We start from the raw sequence: 22,880 nt of genomic DNA on the forward strand, positions 1-22,880 counted from the left end.
ATAGGGCGGATCAAGTCATGGACCGGATAGGGGCGCGTGCCTCTATCCGGCTTATGGCTTTTCGATCGACGGCGGTTTACGCTGCTCAGAAATTTTCCATTCCGACACATTGTTTTCTGCCGCGATCGCAACCCCGAACACAACCGCTACGAACCGGAACAGCAAAAAGGCGGCGACCTGCGCGCGGCTACCGTGAAGTGGATCGAGGCTAGTGCTGACATGCGCACGCCGTACCCACACAAGCTACCGGGGACAGGTGACTTCAGCGTGCCGCCCACTGCCCCGACGAAGCCCGCCTTGCGCGGGCTTTTTTGCGATGGCGTTAATTCTCGCCAATTCACATTCTTCTTTGCGCTGGATCACTTCCTGATTCTCCGTTATTGGGGCAGTGTAGCGAAGGCGTTGATCAAGCAAGGCGTGCCTTGACTGAAACGCTTCTCTCAATATTAGGAGGTCTGACTTAGCATGTTCGCACTACGTGCCATTGCCTTGATGGGAATATCAAATACACAGACTCGTGCAGTAAGCGTGGATAGGGAGGCGTGAAAGATGGCTCTTACGGGAAAGTTTCTGGTCAATAACGAGCTTCTATCGCCACTCAGCTTTTTGGGTATCGGCACATTTGAGGCGTATTCGGGTGACAAGCAATACCGCAATCGGGGTGGCTGCACGGCCGTGCCCGATAACGGTCCGATTCCCGCTGGTAAGTACTGGATCGTCGCGCGTCCTACTGGTGGCATCCGTTCGAAGACTTATGCATGGACGAAAGATACATGGAATGCCATCAAGGGGACTCCGTCCGATCACGCTGAATGGTTCGCCCTATACCGGGATGATAGGGTGATTGATGATGTGACCTGGGTCAATGGGGTCAAGCGTGGGCAGTTCCGGTTACATCCAGCAGGCGGCCAAGGTACTTCATTAGGCTGCATCACCCTGTCGCGTCATACTGACTTTTTGATTATCCGGCGTGCGCTTTTGCACACCGCTACGATCCCGGTGCGTAATTCGGGGCTCCACGCGTATGGAACGATCGAGGTAGTGACATATGGCAACACTTGTCCGTAGGATTTTCAAGGTCGCGCTGTTTCTCGGCCTGTTTGTTCTTGCGATTCGTTATGTCCATACGTACCCCGACCCGATGACGGAGAGCCAGTTGCTCGTGTGGTGGAATGCTTCGGAATGGCTCGGTATTCGCGATCCCGAGGACTTATATTTCGTGGTGTGGGTGACTATTCAATTGATCGTCACCACTGCGGTGTATCTGACGCTCATGAAGCTATGGCGGCGGTATCGCGCGAAGTAGATGGACGCCCCGTTCGCTACGATCCCCATGCGTAATCCGAGGCTCCACGCATATAAAACGATCGAGGTAGTGACATATGGCAACACTTGTCCGTAGGGTGTTCAAGGTCGTTCTGTTCTGCGGCCTGTTCTGTCTTTTGCTGCCGTACGTCCATCCCTATCCCGTGAAGTGGACAGAAAGCCAGTCGCTCGCATGGTTGAACGCCGCTAACCGGTTAGGCATCCGTGACCCCGACGATTTATTTTTTGGGATCACGGTAGCAATGAACCTCATCGCAACTACGCTTGCCTATGCGGCAATCATGAGGCTATGGCGGCGATATCGCACGAAGTAGAAAAAGCCCCGGCGACGGGGCTTCTTTTCAAAGCCATCAGCAGCACTTCACGCCGCTCAAAAATTTTCCCATTCCTGCGCATTGCTGGCTGCCGCGACCGCAACCGGTGCCGGCAGGGCCGCAGCTGTTACCTTCGCCACCTGCGGCTTCACCGGCTGCGCGGCTCTCGTCTCCTTGAAAGCAGCCTGCTGGACCGACGATACTTCCTCGCCGAGCCTGAAGAACATCACGTCGGCTTTCATCTTGCCGGCCTGTTCCTGCAGCGACTGAGCCGCAGCAGCAGCCTCTTCCACCAGTGCCGCGTTTTGCTGCGTCACCTCGTCGATCTGGTTGATCGCCTGGTGTACCTGAACGATGCCTTTGCTTTGCTCGTCCGAGGCCGCCGAGATTTCGCCCACGATATCGGATACCCGGCCAATCGCTTCGATGACCTTGTCCATGGTTCCGCCCACTTCGCCGGCCTGCTGCGCACCGCGCTGAACCTTGCCCGACGACGCCTCGATTAGCTCCTTGATCTCCTTGGCCGCCGCCGACGCGCGTTGCGCCAGCGAGCGCACTTCGCCGGCGACCACCGCGAAGCCGCGGCCCTGCTCACCGGCACGGGCTGCCTCGACTGCCGCATTCAGCGCCAGGATGTTGGTCTGAAACGCGATGCCCTCGATCATCGCGGTGATCTCCGCGATTTTTGCGGAGTCGGTACTGATCTCCCGCATCGTCGCCACCATCGTGCCGACTGCCGTGCTGCCCGCATCGGTCATCTCGCGCGCATTGGCCGCGAGCGAATTGGCCTGGCGGGCGTTTTCGGCGTTCTGCTTGACCGTCTCGGTCAGTTGGGACATGCTCGCGGCGGTTTGTTCGAGCGACGCCGCCTGTTCTTCGGTGCGTGCCGAGAGGTCTTGGTTGCCCGCGGCAATCTGCCCCGAAGCGACCGTTACCGATTCGCTGCCGGCGCGAATGCCGCGAATCGTGGTGGCCAGTTGCCGGCTCATGGTCTTCATGGCTTCCAGCAACTGGCCGAACTCGCCGCCCACATCCACGGTGATCTGACCGTCGAGCCGGCCTTGCGAAATGTTGCCGGCGATGCGCACGGTCCGGTCCAGCGGCCGCGTAATGGCGCGTACCAGATAGACCGCCGCGCCGATGGACAACAAGGTGCCGGCGAGAAGCAGCGCGCCGGAAATCCATTTCAGTTGTCCGGCGCGAGTCGTGCCATCGCGGTCGTTGTCTCTTGCATGGTTGGCGTTGATCCGCGCATCCTGCGCAAGCAGGGAGGTGAGACTGTCGCCCACCGGAGTGACGGATTGCCCCTGCCAACTGGCCGCCTGGTCGAAATAGCCTTGCTCGATGATCTGCAATTCCTTGTCGACGGCCTCGCGGTACTGGGTAATCTGACCATCCATCTTGTCGGCCACTGCACGTTCTTCGCTGTTCGACACGCCGTTCGGGTAGTAGCTTTTCCAGTCCTTTTCCAACTGTGCGGAATAGTTGCGCGTCTTCGAAACCAGCGTCATGTCCTTTTGCGCCAGCGTGCGCCAGAGCATCAGGCGGATATGCAGCAGGTCGGCGCCGCTGGCATTCACGTTGTTCATCGGGATGACGATGTTGGCGTAGGTGTCATGTAGCGATTCGCTCAGTGCCGATATCCCACGCAGGCCGAAGGCGCCGATGATCAAGGTGAGTGCCATGCAGGTCACGAATACCACGATGATCTTGGACCTGACAGTCGAGAAAAACTGGTTCAAAAGGAGTCCCTTCAGGAGATGTGGTTTGACGTAAGGTGCTGATGCACGTCGGCTCACCTGGAATGCGTCGCCTGAGCAGCGGTATCAAATCGCATGGCACGCGGGCGTGTTGCCAAAGAACGGGGGCCGAAGATGTCGATCAAGTCGCCGTAAGGATTAACGACGCATCGGGGAAATTCTTTAGCGTCCCCCTTTCTTGCAGAAGAAGCCCTGTGTGGTTCGTCTGGTGTCGGGTGCTCGCGTGGCATGAGGTTGCGCGGCGCGGACGATCGCATGGGCGATCCGTCCGTATCTGTCAGCAAGGTCTCTCGCTGCGCTCATGATTTGTCAGGTTTTGGATAAATATGACTGACAACATGAGCCTCACAAACTTCGACCGATCAAGCCGGATGGCATGTCCGAAAATCGCGCCATTCAGCCTCTCTTTACCCCGTCCCAACGTGATCCTGCTCCGAAAGGGTGGGGTTTACTGTAATTGAAAGAGCCGGGTCGGCTGACGCATTATTCGGCACACGTTGTACGATGAATTACGTCATTGCTCGACGACTTTGCTCCGTGAAGTTTGCCGAGGCCGGTCATTGCCGGGCGGCTGGCCTAGTAGGCAATCAGCGGCGAGACATCGCCTCATGCAGGATGAAAATTCCTGTTGCAGTGCGGTTTTCAGGCGTTCGGCCCGTGGCTGTATCGCCCTGTCGGCATACGTGTCGCGATATCCGTGGAAGTTTTCGCGGACCGGCTCGCCGCCCAGAATTTAGGTTGTGTCTTATACGATGTCTTATAACAAACACTAACGTCTCTGCCTGATCTGCTGCGTTCCCGGCATCGACACGAGGAGCGGAAGAGGTCTGACAAGAGCACGGACTGGATTCACCCCAAGGAGATGACTCATGAAGATGCGCTCAGCCCGAGAGCTGGTCGTGCTCGGCCTGCTGGTCCTGACCGTTGCCGGTTGCGGCGATGGAAACGGCCTTGCAAGCTCCAGCACCAGCTCGACGACGCCCCCACCCACCAACCCGACCACGCCGACTACCCCGGCCTGGACGCCGGGCCGCTACGCCGCCGACGCGAACCTGCCCGATTCCCCGGCATTGCCGTCGGATACCCAGGTTTGCTCGGTTCTCGAAGCCAGCAACAAGCTCGTCAAGAACGCGGACGGCTCGCTACCGGTCAGCGCGGACCCGACGCCCGCGACCTATGGTGGCGCGACGACGGCGCTAAACAATCCGGACCAGGCGCGCATCCAGGCCGCGCTCGACGCATGCGGCGCAACCGTCGACGCGGAAGTCGGCGCGAAGATCGTGCAGGCCGATCAGCAGGCTGCTGCCACGCAACAGGCGGCCAATAATCCGCTCGTCAACATCGCGGGTGCCTCAAGCGAAACACTCTCGAATCCGTCCTACAAGGCCACCAAATTCGCGGTGCGTCTGGTCAGGAACAGCGGCGGCGCGGGCAATGCGTTCCTGAGCGGTCCGCTCGTGCTGCCGTCGGGCGTGACGCTGTGGATCGACGACGGCGTCACGCTGTTCGCGAGCCGCGACGTCGTGGTCTACGACAAGAGCGCGCAAGACCGGCCGAACGCGATCACCTGCGGTGCCGCGATCAACAATCCGAGCGGGCTGCCCGCACCGGCCGGCACTGTCAACGCGGGCCAGGCGACGCTCGCGGGCGTCAGCGGCATGCAGAACTGCTATCCGCTGATTCGCGGTACGCATACGGTCAATACCTCGATCATGGGTAACGGCTCGATCGACGCGCGTGGCTATATGCCGCTCATCAGCTCGTCGTCGCAGTATCCGACGATCCGCTGGGCAACCGGCGTCACCGAGGCGTTCACGTATTCGGGCAACAACATCAGCGGCGTCACGACGCCGAAGTTCAGCTGCACGAACACGATCGCGGCTTACCGTGCGGGCACGCTCGCGCCCGAAGGCACCGCTTGCGACGTCGTGACCGCGATGGGCAAGACGACGCTCACCACGCCGGCCGTCACCTATGTGGTGAACCGCCAGGCGACCAGCGTGCCGGGCGGCATGACGGTCACGGGCGGGGGCTGCAATGCCGGCACGGCCGGTTGCGCGCGTTGGGTACCGGCGAGCTGGTGGGACATCTCGTATCACGGCAACAAGGACATCGGCGGCGGCCCGTACAGCTTCCAGGGCAACCCCGGCATGGTCTGGATGCAACAATCGAAGAACCTCTCGCTGTATCAGATCACGCTGCGCAACAGCACCTTCTTCACCGTCGAAGCCGACGGCGTGGATGGCCTGAGCGTGTGGGGCATCAAGATCATCACGCCGTTGCTGCCCGACGCGGCGAATCAGGCGAGCGTCGGCATGAACAACGACGGCTTCGACGGCGTCAGCGGTTCGTACTCGCATCTCTACACGGGCGCGACGATCGACGCCAGCTCGACCGGCGTGAAGAATACCGATGGCGTCGATCCGAGCGTTGCGGCGGGGCCGGAGCACGCTGCGCTCGGCACGGGCAGCACGACGACGTCGGCGGGGCAGGTCTACTTCGACGGTTATGTGAAGAACGTCGCGATCGTCTACAACTACCTGAGCCCGTCCGACGACAACGTCGCGTTCAAGGGCGGCCTGCAGGACCCGCGTCCGGCCGCGACGCACGGCGCACAGAACGGCTCGGCGGCGGCCAATATGGCGTGGGGCATCGACGGCAACCGCGACGTTTCGTCGAACCGCACCTACGGCATTACGGTTGCGCACAACCACAACTACAACGGTCACGGCCTGTCGATCGGCAGCCCGACCAATGCAGGTATCCGAAACATTCACTTCTACGACAACTACTTCGACAATATCTACGACGGCACCAATGCGTCGACGGATATGGGCATCGTGGGTCTGCGCATCAAGAGCGGCCAGGCGCGCGGTGGCGACGTCAGCAACATCTACTACGACGGCGCATGTATGCGTGGGGTGAAGGACTTCCTCGTGTTCGACATGTACTACACGGGCCCGAGTGCCGATCCGATTTCGTACACCGGTCTTGGCTGGTTGATTCCGAGCTTCCACGACATCAACCTCAGCAACGTCCGGATGATGAACATTCCGGCCAACAAGGCTGCGGGTAAAGCGGGCGGCGGCAATCTGACCTTCCGCGGCCTGCATGCCGATACGAGCTTCGCCAATACGCAAAGCGTCATTCAGTTGAACATGAATAACGTGGTCGCGGATAACGACGTTGTGCTCGGCATCTCGAACCTGAGCAAGGGCGTGGTGAACATCGGTTCGACCGACGGTTCTTCGCAATCGAAGGCGGCCAATGCGACGCTGAACCTCGGCGCGAATGTCAGCCTGATCGGCCAGTCGTTCGCTCACGGTACAGGCGGTATTCTGACGAACACGTCGAGCGGCGCGGGCAAGTACACGGCCACGACGAACACGCTGAACCTGACCGTCAACGGCAGCGACGACGCGGGCGCGGCGGGCGACACGAACCCCGCGGCGACGATCGTCGCGCAGAATCCGAAGCTGTCGCTGTGCGATCAGGCATCGTCCTGGCCGGTGTTTCCGAATGTGAAGTAAAGGTCGTTCTCTTGAAGGTGCGGGACTCGTGGTGTGATGCCGCGAGTCCTGCTGGAAAAAAGCCCCACAGGCGACTGCGGGGCTTTTGTTGTGCACCCTGTTCACCCAGGGCACACGCCCCACCGAGCCCGAACATCACGCAAGGCACGCTCACGTCCCGGCTCACTGTTTGCGCGACGACCTCAACACCCCGGCTCTCCCCAACCCGAACCGCGGCATGTTCACATAAACGTTCTCGAACGAACCGGCGGTCACCAGATAGGTTTCGTGCCAGATGCCCACGTCGCCGCGAGTGCCGCTCAGGCGGTTGAACGCGCGCCACGCGGGCAGATGTTCCGCTGCGGGATTCGCGGCATAGGCGCGCAGTTGTTCGAGCGAGCGCCAGTACTGCACGGCGATCGTGGTGCGTCCAGGCCACATTTCGTACGACAGCAGGCCCGCGTCCGGCATCGTCTTCAACTCGCGCAGCATGCGCGGCAGCGCGCGCACCACCGGCAACCAGCGATGGATTTTCCAGAGCCGGTTGATGCGCATGCCGATCATGAACACGACGAAGTCGCCCTCGATTTCAGCGGTGACGCGATCGTGCATCATCAACGGGGCTGCGAGGCTCGCGACGGCGGTTCTTCGGTATTCGCACCGTCGCGAGTCATGCCTCTACGCTTGCAGGATGTCATCGAGAATCTGCGTGGACAGTTCGGCGATGGTCGGGCCGCGCACGAGAAAGAGCGCGCGGAACCGGTATCCGGTGCAGCGTTCGAGCACGAGTGCGATCTCGGTTGCCATCAGCGAATCGACGCCGAGATCGGTCAGGTTGCTGAGCGCATCGACGCGGCTCGCGGGCAGCTTGAGCACGCCGCAAATTCGCTCCGCGACTTCGGCGTAGACCTTCTGCCAGCGCTCTTCCGATGCAGCCGTCGCGACGTTCTGGCGGAACGGCGCAGCGGGATGACTATTATCGGCCGATACCGACAGCATTTCCGACAGGCGCCGCGCCGGTGGTCCCGCGAGGCGTTCCTGCCAGCGTTGCCAGTCGATGTCGAACGCGCCGAACTGGCCCCAGTGCTCCTGCAGCGCGCTTTCGAGAACCGCGAGTGCCTGCGCCGACGCCATGCCGCGCAAGCCGAGCAGGTCGAGGTGGCCGGCGAGCGACGCATCGCGCGCGACCATGCCGACATCGCCGATGACACCCCAGCCGATGCTCGTACCCGCTTGACCCTGCGCGCGCCGGTGCAGCGCGAGTCCGTCGAGGAATGCATTGGCCGCCGCATAGTTGAGCTGGCCCGCATTGCCGAGCGTCGCGCTCACCGACGAATAGCAGACGAAGAAATCGAGCTTCGACTGCGCGAGCGCGCAATGCAGGTTCCATGCGCCGAGCGCCTTGGCCTGCATCACACGTTCGACCGCCGCGGCCTGCAACGTGGCGATGCCGGTATCTTCGGCGAGTCCGGCGGAATGGATCACCCCGCGTATCGGCGGCATATTCCGTTCGATCTTCGCAATCGCCTGTTGCACGGCGGCCGCATCCGCGATGTCGAGTTGCTCGCTCCACACCTGTACCTGTTCATCGCGCAGCGAATCGAGCACACGTTGTGCCTCTTCCGTGCGCGGACCGCTGCGGCTCAATACCGCGATATGGCGCGCACCGTTCATCGCGAGCCATTTGACGGTTTCGAGACCGAGGCCGGTGAAGCCGCCCGTCACGAGATAGCAGGCTTGTTCATGCGCGAGTGGGCGCGGCAGGCACGTTTCCAGTTCGACGACCTGATCCCGCAAATCGATGCTGACGTTGCCGCTGTGCGTGTCTTTGGCCAGCATCTGCCAGGCCTCGTCGACGTGCGTGAGAAGAAACGTCGAGGTCGGCAGAGGCTTGAACGTTGCGTCGTCGAGCAGCGGTGTCAGCGTATCGAGCGCGCGGCGTAATGTGTCGGCCTGCTCGCGGCGGACGCGCTCGGGATCGAGCGGCACATAGACGAAGCCGCGTTCGAAGACCTCCGGCGGCACGCTTGCACGCTGCCGCGCGCTGGATGCTTTCGCGATGTCGACAAACCTGCCGCGCGAGGCGAGCAGTCCGAAGCATCGATCGCGCAGATTGCCCGATGCACGGTTCAGCACCACGTCGACTCCGGCGTTCGAGGTCCATGCGCTGACTTCATCGACGAAGCGCAGTGAGCGGCCATCGGAAACATGGGCGATGCCGAAATCGCGCAGCAGGTCGCATTGTTCCGCCGTGCCCGCGGTCGTGAACACGGTCGCGCCTTTCCAGCGCGCCAGTTGCGCCGCGGCGATTCCGAAGCCGCTTTCGGCGCGATGAATCAGCACCGACTCGCCGTGACGCAACTGCGCGACGTCGAAGAGCGCGTGCCACGCGAGCGCCCAGTCGAGCCGGGTCGCGGCGGGATGCGCGGCAACCGCCGGTCGGCATGGGACTGCATACGCATGAGGCACTGTGACGTGCGATACGAGAGACGAGGTGGGCGCAAGCACTGCGACGCGGTCGCCAACTTGCAGGCCGCCGGCCTCGCGGCCCGCCGTCACGACGATGCCGCTCGCGCGGCCGTCGAGTTCGCCGGTATCGGAGACGTCGATTGCATAGTCCTGCAACGCAATCTCGACTTCGCCGTCGCGTGGCGCGCAGCGCGCGATCTCATGGAAGACGATGCGCGCGTTCGGAGCCGGCGCGACAGCCTGCATCGCGTAGCCGGTGGCCGGCGTGGAGCGCGCCGGTTCGCGGCGCGGTTCGCGCCAGGGCACGATGCGCGCGACGTAGCGTTCGCCGTCGCGGAACGCCACTTCGGTTTCGTCGCTGCCGCTCACGAGTTCGCCGAGCAGCGTTCTGGCCGCGCTCAGCGGCTGCGCGCTGTTCAGATCGATCATGCGCACGCGCGACTGCGGCCGCTCGAGCGTCAGAACGCGGCCGACGCCGAGCAACGCGTGCTGGCCCGGCGCGTCGTGAGGTTCGTCGCGCACGACATGCTGGGTGCGCAGCGTGGCGATACTGAGCGCGAGATCGTCGGTGGGACGGGCGCGCTCGAATTCCTGCACGATATGCAGCAGGTCGATCGTATCGACGATGCCGGTCGCGACGCGCGATTCGCTTGCCGACATGTTGGTGGCGGCGTCGAGTCCCCATAGATAGATTGCCGCGTCGAGCTTACGGTCGGCGAGTGCGGCCATCAGGCGCGCCATGTCGTCGCGCGACTCGCGCGCCACCTCATAGCTGGCGTCGCCGGTCTGACGGAAACCCTCGCCCGGTGTCACCGTGATGCAGGCGATGCGTTGTTCGTGCGCCCGTGCGGCCAGTTCGTCGCCCATTCCGTCGGCATCGTTGAATATGAGCCATTGTTGCGTGAGAAATGCCTTGCCGGTTTTGGCGGTCTGCTTGCGCCAGTCGGTCTTGTACAGAAGCGCATCGCGTGACGATTCCGCCTCGGCCACGACTTTTACGGCTCGGGCGCGCACGCCGAAGAGTTCGACCGCCACCTGACCGTGCGCATCGTAGAGAACCAGATCGCCGGAGACTTCGTCGGCTTCTCCGCTGGGCTCGCGCGTCAGCCGCGCATGGCAGATCGCCATCGTGCCCGGCTTGTGCTGGAAGCGAACCTGATCGATCGAAACGGGCAGGTAGATCGAGCGATCCGTCGGCGCATCCGCCGTTTTCAGCGCGAGCAGGGTTTGCAGTGCGCCGTCGAGCAGCACGGGATGCACGTAGTAGTCGATGGCATCGGCCGCATGCTCGACGGGAATCTCGATGCTGGCTTGCGCTTCGTCGCGGCCGGGATTCGTGCGGACCGTTTGCAGGCAGCGAAACGCGGGGCCGTATTGCAGACCGAGACCGGCAAAGGTGCGATAGAACGAGTCGAGATCGACCGGCAGCGAGCAACGGGTCGCCAGCGCAGTGTGGTCGAGCGCGGCACTGCGCGCGGGCGCGGGTATTGCCGAGAGCCGTCCCGACGCGCCGAGCGACCACGGCAATGCGGCGTCGCGCGCACGGCTGTGAATCGTGAAGCGCGAGCCTTCGTCGTCGAGTTGCAGCCGCACGATGGGCGTATGCGCGAGGCTCAGCGAGCGATGAATCGTCAATGCGTCGATGGCAATGGGCTCGCCCTTCGAACGTTTGGCGACGAGCGCCATTTCGATGAAGGCGGCGGCCGGCAGAATCGCTTCGCCCTGGACCTGGTGGTCCTGCATATAGGGGTACAGATGCGCGGCCAGTTCGCCGTCCCATGCCGCGTGCGGTTCGTCCAGCCGCTGCGCAAGCAGGGGATGTACCTTGTTGCTGCCGAGCCGGTCCGCGCGCGAGAGTTCGGTCTCGCTCCAGAGCACGTCGCGATCCCACGGATAGTTCGGCAGCGCCACGCGCTGTCCCGCCGGATAATGCGCGCGCCAGTCGATTGCGGCGCCACGGCAATAGAGTTGCGCGACGCAGCCGAGCAGCGTGTTGCGGCTGTCCTGATCGCGCCGCTGCAACGGCACGCTGATACCTTCGGCGCCGGCATGCCGGAGACACGCATTGATCGCGACAGCAAGAACCGGATGCGGACCGACTTCGACGAACGTGTCGTAGCCGTCGGCAATCATCGTGGCGAGCGCGTCGGCGAGGCGCACCGGCTGACGCGCGTTTTGCCACCAGTACGCAGTGGTTTGAGCCGCCGTGTCGAGCAGCGTGCCGCTCACGGTCGAATACGCGGGCAAGGTCGGGACATGCGCGACGAGCGACGCGAGCGAGGCATTGAATTCGGCCTCGAACGGATCGATGTGATGGCTGTGATACGCGACTTCGACCTTGAGAATACGGCTGAAAATATGCTCGACCGTCAGTACTTCGTTAAGCTGAACGATGGCGTCCGAATCGCCCGCGACCGTGACCGACGTGGGACTGTTCACCGCCGCGATCGTCGCGCGGCCCTCGACGCTTTTGAGGAACGGCGCGATCTCGTGCGCGCCGAGGTCGACCGCCAGCATCTTGCCGAGCCCGGCCGTGCGCTGCATGAGCCGGCTGCGATGATAGGTCAGCAGCAGTGCATCGGCGAGGCCGAGTGCGCCGCTCGCATAAGCCGCCGCGATTTCGCCGACGCTATGGCCGACCACGGCCTCGGGGTGCAGGCCATAGCTGCGCGCGACTTCCGTGAGCATCAACTGCAAGACGAGGTTGCCGACCTGCGCATGCTCGGGCGCCGTCATCGGCTGGCCGCTCGCGTGCGTGAACAGTTCGCCGAGCGACCAGCCGGCGAGCGGCTGCCAGATCGCCTCGCAACGTTCGAACATACTGCGCGCGAGGGGTTCCCGTTCGATCAACTCGACGCCCATGCCGTAGAACTGCGGGCCCATGCCCGTGAAGACGAAAGCGACCTTGCGCCGCGTGTGCGCCGCATGGGGGCCGCTGACGATCAGCGAATCCACGGCCTGTTTGTCGGCGAGCAGGCGCAACTGCTGCGCGAGCCTGTCCGGCGAATCCGCAACGATGCCGACGCGGTGCGGGTATTGCGTCCGATGGCGCGCGACGGTGTAGCCGATGTCGTTGAGCGTCATGGCGGGATTACCGTCGAGCAGATCGGCGAACTGACGGGCTCGTGCGATGAGCGCGGATTCGCTCGCGGCCGATAGCGGAAACACGGCGGGGCGAGTCCGTTCTTCCGGCACGGCGCACGGGCGCTGCGGCGCTTCGAAGAGAATCGCGTGCGCGTTGGTGCCGCCGTAGCCGAAGCCATTGATCGCGGCACCGGCCGGCCCATCGTGCGCGGGCCACGGTTCCGGCGTGACCGGAACGTGCAGGCGCAGCGCAGCGAAGTCGATGTCGGGGTTCGGTGTGTTGAAGTGCAGGTTCGGCGGGATCACCCGATGTTCGAGCGCGAGCACGGTCTTGATGACGCCGGCCATGCCGGCCGCTGCTTCGAGGTGGCCGATATGGGTCTTGGCCGAGCCGATGCGCAGCGCGTCGTGACCGTTGCGTTGTGTCGCAATGCTCGCGCCGATCGAGCCGCTTTCGGCGCGATCGCCGGCGCGCGTGCCGGTGCCGTGCGCCTCGACGTATTGAATCGCATCGGGATTCACGCCCGCGCTTGCCTGTACCTGGCGGATCAATGCGCTTTGCGCCGCGGCGTTGGGCGTCGTGATGCCTTCGGTGCGGCCGTCCTGATTGATGCCGGTTCCGGCGATCACCGCGCGGATCGGATCGCCGTCGCGCAACGCTGCATGCAAGGGCTTCAGGATCAGCAGGCCGGCGCCTTCGCCGCGGCCGTAGCCGTCGCCGCTCGCATCGAACGCCTTGCTGAGGCCGTCCGGCGCGAGAAAGCCGCCCTTGCACATCGCGACCATATACTCGGGCCGCAGCATCACGTTGACGCCACCGCACAGCGCCATTTCGCATTCGCCCGCGAGCAGCGCGCTGCAAGCGACGTGCAATGCGACGAGCGACGACGAACACGCGGTGTCGATCGACATGCTGGGACCGCGCAGATCGAACGTATACGAGAGGCGATTCGACAGCATCACCATCGTCGAGCCGATCGCCGTGTGGGTCGTGATCGTGTCGCGGTTGTAGGTGTTGAGCAGATGCGTCTGGTTGTCGAGCATGAAGCCGCCGACATAGACGCCGGTCTGCGAGCCGCGCAGCCGGTCGAGCGGAATGCCGCCGTCGTCGAGTGCTTCGGCCGCGACTTCGAGCAGCAGACGCTGCTGCGGGTCGAGCAGCATCGCCTCGCGCGGCGAGATGCCGAAGAAGGCCGCGTCGAAGCGGTCGAGCGGTTGCTGCAGGAACGCCGCGCGCCGTACATAGGCGCGTCCCGGCACGTTCGGGTCCGGGTTGAAAAAGCGTTCGAGGCTCCAGCGCCCGGCGGGCACTTCGCCAACCGCGCTCGTGCTTTCCAGCAGCATGCGCCAGTAGGCGTCGGGCGAGATGGCGGGCCCCGGAAACCGGCAGCCTATGCCGACGATCGCGATGCGCGCATCGCGCGCGGAAACGGATTCATCTGGCCGCAACGCGTCGGCGCTACGCCAGTCTTCGAGGCGACGGTTCATCAGATATTCCAGTTAACTTTAACGGGGCCTTGCGGCGTGGTCGTATCGTTCAGCCAGCTTTGCAGCGTGGCGTCGGTCTGGCTCATGATGACCGGCGCGTACGCGGGCCAATGCTGGCTGTCGAAGCGCAGAATGGTGCGCCACAACTGCAGCGATGCGTTGTTGGTCACGGTATCGGGCGAATGCTTGCCGCCGTGCTGAACATCGGTTCTCATATCGATGAAGCTCTGATACAGGTACACCTGCAAATCGGCACCGGCATTCAGCGTGTTCTGCGTGAAGAGGTTCTGCGTTTCGTTGGTCGACGGCGTGCTCGACGCGGCCTGTGCGAGAGACCAGAGTCCGGCGCGAATGTCCTGCAGGTCCTGAGCGGCGATGCCGACGTAATACCCGACGATCTGGTTGATGACCGAGTTCCAGTCACCCGACATGTTCGGCGTCACTTCGTCCTTGAGTTGCGCGGAAAATAGCGGGCATTGCAGGAGTTGACCGACGTAGGCGAGAAAGCCGTTGAGATTGCCGGCCGCCGCGGGACTCGACGGGTTGAAACCCGAGGCGCGTTGCGCGAGGCTCATCGCCATCGCGCAGCCGGTCGCGGGGCTGGCCGCGAGACTGGCTTGCAGTTGTTGCGGCTGGCCCGACGCGCGGGCGCGCGCAACCGCCTGGTCGGCGTTCAATACCTGCTGTGCGTTCGGCCCGACCAGCTTGCCGTTCGACACCACCGGCTGTCCGTTCGCAGTCGCCACCAGCGACTCGATGTGAGGCAGGGTGGCCAACACGCTGCTGGACACCACGGCGCTTTTGCGGGCGACGTCGCGAACCGTATCGGGCGCATGAGGGTGGGCGTTGCGAGCGACCCATTGTTCGAACGCGGCGATACCGGTATTGATCTCAGCCATCAGTTTTCACCTTCACGACGAGGGCGTGGAAAACAGCGCGAACATTCGATGAGGATCGCGCTGGCGCGGCAGGGCAATGCGCGAGATTCCGTCATGACACTGAACGGAACCTCACGTACGCGCGCTGCCGCGCGCCTTGATGCAATCCGGCCGGATGAAGCAAAACGGCTGCTGTCAGGCACTCATCCGGCCAGCTCGACCCGCGCGGTTAGCCGTTGAGCGCCGGGATCGGCTGCGTGCCGGCCGTGCTGGTCGCGTTGCTGTTGAGCCAATCGTCGATGCTCGACGTGTACTTGGCTGCAACCGCTGCTGCATATTGCGGCCACAGCTTGCTCTGGAACTCGAGGCGCAGGCGTGTCACGTCGTAGGAACTCTGCTTCGTGTCGTAGCCCTTACCTTTTTTCTCGTAGAAGCTGACGGTACTGTTGTACAGGTAGAAGCTGATGACGCCGTCGACGTTCATCGCGTTCTGCACGAACACGTTTTCAGTCTCGGTCGTTTCCATCGTGCTCGAAGCAGCCTGCGCCAACTGCTTGAGGCCGGACACGATCGAGTTCTTGTCTTCGTTGGCGATGCCCGTGAACGTGTCGGCGATCGCGTCGATCAGCGTGTTCCAGTCCGAGGTCTGCTTCGTGATGGTCAGCCGGTCCGACATTTTCAGCACGAACAGCGGGCAGCTGCCGATCCGGCGCAGATATTCCTGATAGGCGGCGGCCGATGCCGAGTCGTTGGTCAGCGTTTGCGGCTGATAGCCGGCCGCGTTGCGCGCCATTTCCGAGAGCGTCATTGCGCCGCCGACGAGGTCCTGATTCCATAGGTCGAGGAAGCCGGGATCGCTCGGACCCTTCGCCTTGAGAAGCGCTTGCGCCTGTTTGTCCGTGGCGATGGCGGCCGATGCGCCCGCACCCGTCAGCGTCGCTTGTGACGGCGCCTTTTCGGTGGAGCCATTTGCCGCTGCGACCATGCGCAGCGTGTCCTTGACTTCAGGCGTATGAATGCCATTCGGGCCCGTGAACAATACCGGGTCGTGCAGGGTCAACCACGATAAGACTTTGTCCGTCATGATTCTCTTCTCCAAAGAGTCTTGCGCTGAATGGAACTCGGGCCATGCTTTCATTCCATAAGGTATGCGAAGTAAATGACCCATTCGAAAATCCATGCTGATCGAGCTACGTCTACTACGCCTTTCTCCCACTGTTCAGGGAAAAATCTGTCTATTGCATAGAGGTGCGTACAGCCAGCCGACGGCCTGGCTAGCCATTGGCGCAACGGTTATGTGCAGATAAATCCAGTCGAATCGTTCTGTCGTGCGTCGATCGGCAAACGCCGGATCGGCTACGCGCGAGCTGTCATCAGCCGGTCAAAAAAATCCGGTAAGGAAATGGCAGGTTGATCTGCCATCCTGACTATAGGGAGTGGATTGCGTTGCGCTGGTCTGTGGTCAAAGTGATCCCCCGTATGTCGGCCTCGCATGCGCATCAAGTATTCGATTGAACTTGTTTAACACGATGCGAGTGCGTGAATCATAGTCAGAATAAAGAGACAGTCAAGAGATCGATGTGATGGCGCGTCGGCTGGGGATTTGGTTATGCAGGGTAGATTCGAGACGTGCACCGGCCGGTGCGGTGCATCGGCCTGATGCTTACGGGTTACTGTTTGAAATGTTTCCAGGCATGCCGAAACTTGTCGAAGTTCTTTCGCGAGAACGATCCTCGACGTTCGGTTCATGGGACGATATGGATGCGCTGCCACAGGACGGATTTCATCGCGCCACTCAGTCAGTAAGCACACCATCGTTTGTGAACGTCGGATGCCGAGTGGTATGAGCGACGGGACTCGCCGCGTGCGTCATCGTGCGCGCAGAGCAGGGCGTGGAGAGAAGGGGAGAATAAGCGGCCACGGGCGGCCGGACGTTACGCCGGCTGCTATGTGCGCAGCACTGTGTCGGGCGATTTTCCGACCGTACGCTGGCGAGTGGTGCGCACCTTCACACCTGGGGCACGCCTGGGTCACACCAGGAACACAGGCGCCCGTGGGTTCGATCATTGTGCCTCGATTCGCATGCGCTCACCGTATCCGGACCGAGCGTGCAAATCGAGGCGGCATGGCAGGCGACACAACGTCGTCGCTCGTATCGGCTTCGTGGTTCGACATCGAACCTCGTTCAGGCTCTTGCAACGGCCAGTTGCTCTTCACCCGCGCGCATCCAGGCCACGATGGCGCCGAGCCCCAGCAGCGCGAGACAGGCGATAGGCACGATCATCGGACCGAACGCTGTTCCCGTGAGCTTGCCGGCGAGCGGCATGAGGTTCTGGCTGAAGAAGCCGCCCAGATTGCCGATCGAATTGATTGCCGCGACGCTCGCGGCTGCGCGGGCACCCGTGAAATAGCGCGGCGGCATCGACCAGAAGCACGGGTAAAGCAGCGGAATGCACGCACCGCCAAGAACCAGCGCAATAAAGCGCAACGGTGTAGTGGGCAGCAGCAGGCTGAGAAGAAAACCGAGCGAGCCGAGTGCGGCGACGATTGCGATCGTGCGCAGGATACTTTTGCCATGACGCAGCCGCTTCGGCAGATACAGCAGCAACAGGACCGCGAGCGCCCACGGCAGCATGCTCAGAAGACCGTTCGTGGTGTTCGACACGCCGAACGATTTCACGATTGTCGGCAGCCAGTAGGTCACGCCATACAGGGACGTCGACATCAGCATGTACGTACCGGCGAACAGCATGACGCGTGGGTCCAGCAGTGCCTTCCACGGTTGCGAGTGCACGGCGTTCGCGGGCTTTTCGCGCTCGAGTGCCGCGGCGACTACCTGCTTTTCCCGCTCGTTCAGGAAGCGCGCTTCGCGATACGACGCGGGCAGGATGCGAAACACGAGAACCCCGACGAGCACGGCAGGCAACCCGGTCGCGATGAATACCCATTGCCAGCCCGCGAGGCCGGCGGCACCGTCGAGGCTCAGAAGCAGGCCGCCCACGAGCGAGCCGAGCATGTTCGCAAGCGCGCTGCCGAGCGTGAAGACACCGAGAACGCGGGCACGGTAGCTTTGCGGAAACCAGAGTGTCAGGTAATAAATGACGCCGGGATAGAAGCCCGCCTCGGCGATGCCGAGCACGAAGCGCAGGCCGTAAAAAACCGGCACGGACGTGGTGAAGCCCATCAACACGGTAATGAGGCCCCACGTCAGCATGATGCGGGCAAGCCAGATACGGGCGCCGTAACGATGCAGCGCCAGCGTGCTAGGTACTTCGAAAATCAGGTAGCCGATAAAAAACAGCGAAGAGGCGAGGCCGAATGCGGCTTCGGTCATGCCGAGGCTATGAACCATCTGCAGCTTCGCGAACCCGACGTTCTGTCTGTCGATAAATGAAATCAGAAACATGACGACGAGGATCGGCAGAAGATGTCGGGACATCTTTGCCATGACCTGCTGTTCCTCCGTATTGCGCTGTTCTGTGACCGGATTAGCGTTCATCGCGTATTCCTCCAGATATCCATGTTGATGAACTGATACGGCATCCTTAAAGGATGTCGCGCGTATCGACGAAAAATCGCGGACAAGCAATCGAATGACTCTCCGCCAGCCGGGGCGCTAGGCCGGGTATTGGCCGAGCTCCGCGACGAACATGTCCTGCCACGCGCGAGGCTTGTTCTTGATCGTGCCCGCCATCGACAGGAATTGGACGTAATCCATCAATTGATCCGGCTGTAGCGAGAAGCGCGTGTGCGGCGCACCGAGCATTTGCACGACATCTTCCTTCGACACCTTCAGGCCCGATGCCGCGACGTAGATCGCGGCGGCAGCGCCAGGGTCCTGACGGATGAGCCGGTTCGCCTCGGCCAGTGCGTCGAGGAAGGCCGATACCATCGCGGGTTCGTCGTCCACGAGGCGCTTCGGCGAAAATACGACGTCCAGCGTCAGCGGCCCCAGCACATCGACCGAGTCCGCGACCTGGTGAATACCGGGCTGACGCAGTTCGAGCGTCGAAAACGGCGGCGACGTGAAGTGCGCGGTAATGCCCTGTTCGTGTTGCAACAGCGCATGCATGGCCTCGGGATGAGGCAGGTTCACGGTGATGGAATCGAGCCGGGCGAAGTGCTGCGCCCCGAGCAACCTGGCCGCCAGCATCTGCAACACGACTGCGGACAGCGACGTGCGAATTCCCGGCACGGCGATCCGGTCAGCCTGGGTGAAGTCGCCCAATGAGACGATCTGTTGCCGGTTCGTGTTGAGCGACAACGCGGTTGTCGATAGCCCAGATATGCCGATCACTTCCACATTCGGTATGCCGCGTGCGCGGGCCCACAACTCGATGAAGCCGGGTGCACCGGCGCTCGCGAAGTCCAGCGTGCCGGCCATCATCGCGTCGTCGACCGAGTTCCCGCCGTCGAGCAGCACCCATTCGACGTTGACGGCCTGCTGACCGTGGCGTGCGGCATTCCGCTCGAAAAGGCATTGCTTCTCCATCACCAGGAGCGGCAGATAAAGCAGGCCGTAACCCTTCGAGATGCGAACCGTGCGGGGACGCGCAAAAGCGAGCGCTGGCGCAATCGACGCGGCAAGTCCCCCGGCGATGAGCGCACGGCGTCGCAACGACGGCTTCATCGAACTGTCTCCTCCATCGGATTCTTATCTGGTCAGTACAGGTTATCGGCTGAATCTGAGAAAATGCTGACATCGAGCCTTGGGGAAAACCCGTGATCCGACACGGGGCCGAAGGCGTCAATATGAGTCTTCGCGTCATGGAAGGGGCAGTGCGGTCATCGTCGAATACCGGCGCCGCGCTCGAAAAATTGCCATGAATCACGGGAAAACCGGAATCTGAACCTAAGCGCCGGAAAGACAACATGCGCATTCTTGTCGTCGAAGACGATGCGGAGATCGGTGCTGCAATCCGGGGCCGGCTAAGCCGGCTGGGTCATGCGGTCGACCTTGAGATGGACGGGGGCGTCGCAAATAACCTGCTCGCGGTCGAGACCTTCGACCTCGTCGTGCTGGACGTCATGCTGCCGACGCTTGACGGCTTCGCGATTCTGCGCAACCTGCGCGCGGCCGGCAATACAACGCCGCTGCTGCTTCTGACCGCGAGGTCGGCAATCGACGATCGCGTGAGCGGTTTGGCACTCGGGGCCGACGACTACCTCGTCAAGCCATTCGACTACCGCGAATTCGAAGCGCGTGTCCAGGCACTGCTGCGTCGCGGTAGCGGCCAGGCGCATGACCTCATCAGGCTCGGCAGTCTCGTGATCGACCGCACCAACCGGCTGGCCGAGTGCGACAGAAAGCCGTTCCCTTTGTCGCGCCAGGAATTCGCACTGCTCGAGATTCTCGCGAGCCGTCCTCAACGCGTGTTTTCCAAGGAAGAGTTGCTGACGCTGCTGTTCAACTTCGATAAGGAGCCGAGTGCGAACGCCGTGGAGCAGTACGTGACCCGTGTGCGCAAGAAGCTCCAGGGCGCGGGCGTCGAGATTCGCACCGTACGCGGCGTGGGATATCAAATTGCGACGCTTTGACCGGTTTGCCGGGACCCTGTTCGGCCGCACGTTGCTCTTCATCGCACTGGTCGTGGCGACGGGCGCGGCGGCCCTCGCCATCATCGCCCGGTTTTATGCGGGCGTCGCGGCCGAGCGCGCCTACGATCAACTGCTCGCCGGCGCGACGATTCAGGTTGCCGAGAACCTTTACGTTCAGGGCGGCGTCCTTGCGCTGAGCCCGCCGGTCGCGGCACTGTCCACGCTGTCCCGCTACGACAGCGTGTACTACAAGGTGATCGATTCGCGCGGCATGGTGGTCGCCGGTTACCCGGACCTCGACAGCGCGGCGAATCTCGCGGCGGCGAAGCGGGGTCCGGTATTCGCGAACGGCTCATACCAGAACAAGCCTGTTCGCATCGCGACGATAGCTCGCTATATGCCGGAAGAACGGACGCCGGGCTGGGCATCGGTCACCGTCGCGCAGACAACCAACGCGCGTCAGCAACTGACGAACGAAATGAGCTTCAAGGTCTGGACACTGATCCTGCTGATGAGCGCGCTCGCCATCGTGGCGAGCGCGCTTGCTATACGGCGCGGTTTGCGGCCCCTCGCGCAGATCGAGAGCATCATCGCCGCGCGGGACCCGGCCGACCTGCGTCCCGTCGCGGTCGAAACGCCGAGCGAGATGCAGGCGATCATCGGCGCGATCAACGGGCTGATCGCGCGCCTGGCGGAGCGGATTACCGCCATGCAGCGGTTTATCGCCGACGCGGCGCACCAGATGCGTACGCCGCTGGCTCGACTCGACGCGCAGATCGAACTGCTCGACAGCGAAACGAATCCCGCGCAGGTTGCCGCGCGCCTCGCGGCATTGCGCAAGACCAGCTCGGATGTCGGCCGGCTCACGGGCCAATTGCTCAATCACGCGATGGTGATTCATCGCAACGAAGTCATTCCCTTTCAGCCCGTGGAACTCGTGAGCCTCGTCAAGGAGGTACTGGGGCGCTCCATTCCTCTGGCCGGCGAGCGCGATGTGAGAGTGTCGTTCGAGAGCGGCTGCAAGCAGATCTGGCTGTCCGCGGACGCGATCAGTCTGCAGGAAGCGATCTCCAACGTGCTGCACAATGCGCTGCTCCACGGGAAGGCCGATACCATCGACGTATCGATAGCCGGCCACGGTGACACGCTCCACGTCACCGTTACCGATAACGGGCCGGGCATTGCGCCGGAGAACTGGGATGCCGCGCTGCGCCCGTTTTCGCGGCTCGGCGAAACGGGGCAGGGAACGCGCGCGGGTTCCGGGCTTGGGCTGGCGATCGTCGACGAGGTGATGAAGGCTCACGGGGGAAGCGTGCATTTCGCGTTGCCCCCGTCTGGTGGATTCTCGGTGGTTCTGGTACTTCCACGGCCACCGGGGGCAGGTAGCGAATAACGGGGGTATTGCAACTCAACTCAGCCAACCCGGTCAGTTAGTTCAGCCCGTTCAATCAGTTCACGAGACCACCGCTAGTTTTCCGATCGCATTGCCATCGCATATCCGCTTGCAATCGACCGCGCAACCTCACTCCATCGGCACAAGCCGGCCCGCGTGCGGCCGCGCGCGTTGCAGCAACTCCACGAGCCGCTGCGCGAGCGGCGAGACATAGCCGCCCGTGCGTAACACCGCGCCGACGTTGCGCGCGAGATTCAACTCGGTCTCGTCGACATTCAGAGGCAAGATTCCGCTCTGCGAGTTGGCCGTCGCATTGCCCGCGATGCAGAGCATGCGCGAGCCGCGCACCAGTTCGAGCAGCGCGGGAATCGCGAAGTCCGTTTCGACCCGCAACGCCGGTTCAGGCAATCCCTGGTGGCGAAAAGCGTCGTTCACCTGGCGGCGCAGCGGGATGTTCATGCCCGGCAGCAACCATTCCTCATTCGCCAGATCGTGCAGCCTGAGCCGCGTCTTGCGGTGCAGCGGGTGCGATTCGTCGGCCATCACATGCAGACGATCGCGAAAGAGCGGCAGCGTGTCGAACTCCTTGCTCATGTCCGGCGGCTCGGGCGCGACGGCCATGTCCAGTTCGCCGGCCTTCATCAGCGTGAACAGGTCGTTCGCGAGCCGCCGCCGCAGACGCAGCCGCGCGGCCGGGCGCTCGTTCATCAACTGCCGGCAGGCGCGCAGCACGATCGAGTCGGGCACCGTGGGCGAATAGCCCACGCGCAGAATGCCTTGCTCGCCGGTCTGGATCGCGCGCAGTTCCTTGAGCGCGTCTTCGTATTCGAGCGCGATACGCTGCGCGCGCTCGACGAACACCGCGCCGCCAGGCGTGAGCGCGACGCCGTTCGGGCCGCGATGAAACACCGCCTGGCCCACTTCACTCTCGATGCGCTTGATCGCTTTGGTCAGCGCGGGCTGACTCATGCCGAGTGCTTCCGCGGCCTTGCCGATGCTGCCGCAGCGACGGACTTCCAGCAGATAGTCCAGATCGCGTGTCTCCATGCCATTCCCCTTGGTTATGGGTTTATAGCCACCGCTTCATTGCGGGAATGAGCGATATCTTACACACTGGCTCG

The 22,880-nt window shown here is 62.7% G+C and carries 15 protein-coding genes; 7 read left to right on the forward strand and 8 right to left on the reverse strand.

The window, feature by feature from the left end:
* The first annotated feature begins 36 nt into the window (after positions 1-36).
* From GXB81_RS01570 to GXB81_RS01585, 4 genes are all read left to right on the forward strand, one after another.
* Positions 37-426, forward strand: a complete 390-nt coding sequence (locus GXB81_RS01570; protein WP_167281312.1) for a hypothetical protein — start codon at positions 37-39, stop codon at positions 424-426.
* 123 nt (positions 427-549) lie between these two features.
* Entirely contained in the window at positions 550-1,068 is a 519-nt protein-coding gene (locus GXB81_RS01575) for a DUF2778 domain-containing protein (RefSeq protein WP_167037283.1), read from the forward strand.
* Positions 1,049-1,306 carry a hypothetical protein gene (locus tag GXB81_RS01580; RefSeq protein ID WP_167037281.1) on the forward strand — a complete coding sequence of 86 codons (258 nt, stop codon included), beginning with the start codon at positions 1,049-1,051 and terminating at the stop codon, positions 1,304-1,306. The genes GXB81_RS01575 and GXB81_RS01580 overlap by 20 nt, the downstream gene beginning before the upstream one ends.
* A 76-nt stretch (positions 1,307-1,382) precedes the next feature.
* Positions 1,383-1,640: a hypothetical protein gene (locus GXB81_RS01585; protein ID WP_205988112.1), complete on the forward strand. Its 258-nt coding sequence runs from the start codon at positions 1,383-1,385 to the stop codon at positions 1,638-1,640.
* Between the two features lie 56 nt (positions 1,641-1,696).
* Here the strand turns inward: GXB81_RS01585 and GXB81_RS01590 are convergent, their stop codons facing one another.
* A complete protein-coding gene (locus GXB81_RS01590; RefSeq protein WP_241016179.1) occupies positions 1,697-3,382 on the reverse strand; it encodes a methyl-accepting chemotaxis protein in 1,686 nt (561 codons plus the stop codon).
* An 887-nt stretch (positions 3,383-4,269) separates the two neighbouring features.
* Between GXB81_RS01590 and GXB81_RS01595 the strand changes: the two genes are divergently transcribed.
* Positions 4,270-6,930 carry a glycosyl hydrolase family 28 protein gene (locus GXB81_RS01595; protein WP_205988113.1) on the forward strand — a complete coding sequence of 887 codons (2,661 nt, stop codon included), beginning with the start codon at positions 4,270-4,272 and terminating at the stop codon, positions 6,928-6,930.
* Positions 6,931-7,092: 162 nt separating this feature from the next.
* Here the strand turns inward: GXB81_RS01595 and GXB81_RS01600 are convergent, their stop codons facing one another.
* The 6 genes from GXB81_RS01600 to GXB81_RS01625 form a co-directional block, all read right to left on the reverse strand.
* Positions 7,093-7,524, reverse strand: a complete 432-nt coding sequence (locus tag GXB81_RS01600) for a DUF4188 domain-containing protein (protein ID WP_205988114.1) — start codon at positions 7,522-7,524, stop codon at positions 7,093-7,095.
* Between the two features lie 63 nt (positions 7,525-7,587).
* On the reverse strand, positions 7,588-13,950 hold the full coding sequence (locus GXB81_RS01605; RefSeq protein WP_205988115.1) for a type I polyketide synthase: 6,363 nt from the start codon (positions 13,948-13,950) through the stop codon (positions 7,588-7,590).
* A complete protein-coding gene (locus tag GXB81_RS01610) occupies positions 13,950-14,849 on the reverse strand; it encodes a hypothetical protein (RefSeq protein WP_205988116.1) in 900 nt (299 codons plus the stop codon). Before GXB81_RS01610 ends, GXB81_RS01605 begins: the two co-directional genes overlap by 1 nt.
* A gap of 208 nt (positions 14,850-15,057) precedes the next feature.
* Positions 15,058-15,912, reverse strand: a complete 855-nt coding sequence (locus tag GXB81_RS01615) for a hypothetical protein (RefSeq protein WP_167037261.1) — start codon at positions 15,910-15,912, stop codon at positions 15,058-15,060.
* 1,101 nt (positions 15,913-17,013) lie between these two features.
* Complete coding sequence (locus GXB81_RS01620; RefSeq protein ID WP_167037258.1) at positions 17,014-18,327, reverse strand: MFS transporter; 1,314 nt, start codon at positions 18,325-18,327, stop codon at positions 17,014-17,016.
* 117 nt (positions 18,328-18,444) lie between these two features.
* Positions 18,445-19,458, reverse strand: coding sequence for an ABC transporter substrate-binding protein (locus GXB81_RS01625; RefSeq protein WP_205988117.1), 1,014 nt, complete (start codon positions 19,456-19,458; stop codon positions 18,445-18,447).
* Positions 19,459-19,700: 242 nt separating this feature from the next.
* Between GXB81_RS01625 and GXB81_RS01630 the strand changes: the two genes are divergently transcribed.
* Together GXB81_RS01630 and GXB81_RS01635 are read left to right on the forward strand one after the other, a co-directional pair.
* Complete coding sequence (locus GXB81_RS01630; RefSeq protein ID WP_167037252.1) at positions 19,701-20,366, forward strand: response regulator transcription factor; 666 nt, start codon at positions 19,701-19,703, stop codon at positions 20,364-20,366.
* Positions 20,353-21,759 carry a sensor histidine kinase gene (locus tag GXB81_RS01635; RefSeq protein ID WP_205988118.1) on the forward strand — a complete coding sequence of 469 codons (1,407 nt, stop codon included), beginning with the start codon at positions 20,353-20,355 and terminating at the stop codon, positions 21,757-21,759. Before GXB81_RS01630 ends, GXB81_RS01635 begins: the two co-directional genes overlap by 14 nt.
* Positions 21,760-21,888: 129 nt before the next feature.
* Here the strand turns inward: GXB81_RS01635 and GXB81_RS01640 are convergent, their stop codons facing one another.
* Positions 21,889-22,806, reverse strand: coding sequence for a LysR family transcriptional regulator (locus tag GXB81_RS01640; RefSeq protein WP_205988119.1), 918 nt, complete (start codon positions 22,804-22,806; stop codon positions 21,889-21,891).
* Between the last annotated feature and the right edge of the window lie 74 nt (positions 22,807-22,880).

It is taken from the genome of Paraburkholderia sp. Ac-20336, assembly GCF_017105025.1.
GTDB lineage: Bacteria > Pseudomonadota > Gammaproteobacteria > Burkholderiales > Burkholderiaceae > Paraburkholderia.

What these genes read in the sequence shown, in the direction of transcription:
- GXB81_RS01585 (WP_205988112.1), top strand. Translation starts at nt 1,383, where the DNA reads ATGGCAACACTTGTCCGTAGGGTGTTCAAGGTCGTTCTGTTCTGCGGC.
- GXB81_RS01615 (WP_167037261.1), bottom strand. Translation starts at nt 15,912, where the DNA reads ATGACGGACAAAGTCTTATCGTGGTTGACCCTGCACGACCCGGTATTG.
- GXB81_RS01625 (WP_205988117.1), bottom strand. Translation starts at nt 19,458, where the DNA reads ATGAAGCCGTCGTTGCGACGCCGTGCGCTCATCGCCGGGGGACTTGCC.
- GXB81_RS01610 (WP_205988116.1), bottom strand. Translation starts at nt 14,849, where the DNA reads ATGGCTGAGATCAATACCGGTATCGCCGCGTTCGAACAATGGGTCGCT.
- GXB81_RS01575 (WP_167037283.1), top strand. Translation starts at nt 550, where the DNA reads ATGGCTCTTACGGGAAAGTTTCTGGTCAATAACGAGCTTCTATCGCCA.
- GXB81_RS01595 (WP_205988113.1), top strand. Translation starts at nt 4,270, where the DNA reads ATGAAGATGCGCTCAGCCCGAGAGCTGGTCGTGCTCGGCCTGCTGGTC.
- GXB81_RS01640 (WP_205988119.1), bottom strand. Translation starts at nt 22,806, where the DNA reads ATGGAGACACGCGATCTGGACTATCTGCTGGAAGTCCGTCGCTGCGGC.
- GXB81_RS01605 (WP_205988115.1), bottom strand. Translation starts at nt 13,950, where the DNA reads ATGAACCGTCGCCTCGAAGACTGGCGTAGCGCCGACGCGTTGCGGCCA.
- GXB81_RS01620 (WP_167037258.1), bottom strand. Translation starts at nt 18,327, where the DNA reads ATGAACGCTAATCCGGTCACAGAACAGCGCAATACGGAGGAACAGCAG.
- GXB81_RS01600 (WP_205988114.1), bottom strand. Translation starts at nt 7,524, where the DNA reads ATGATGCACGATCGCGTCACCGCTGAAATCGAGGGCGACTTCGTCGTG.
- GXB81_RS01630 (WP_167037252.1), top strand. Translation starts at nt 19,701, where the DNA reads ATGCGCATTCTTGTCGTCGAAGACGATGCGGAGATCGGTGCTGCAATC.
- GXB81_RS01580 (WP_167037281.1), top strand. Translation starts at nt 1,049, where the DNA reads ATGGCAACACTTGTCCGTAGGATTTTCAAGGTCGCGCTGTTTCTCGGC.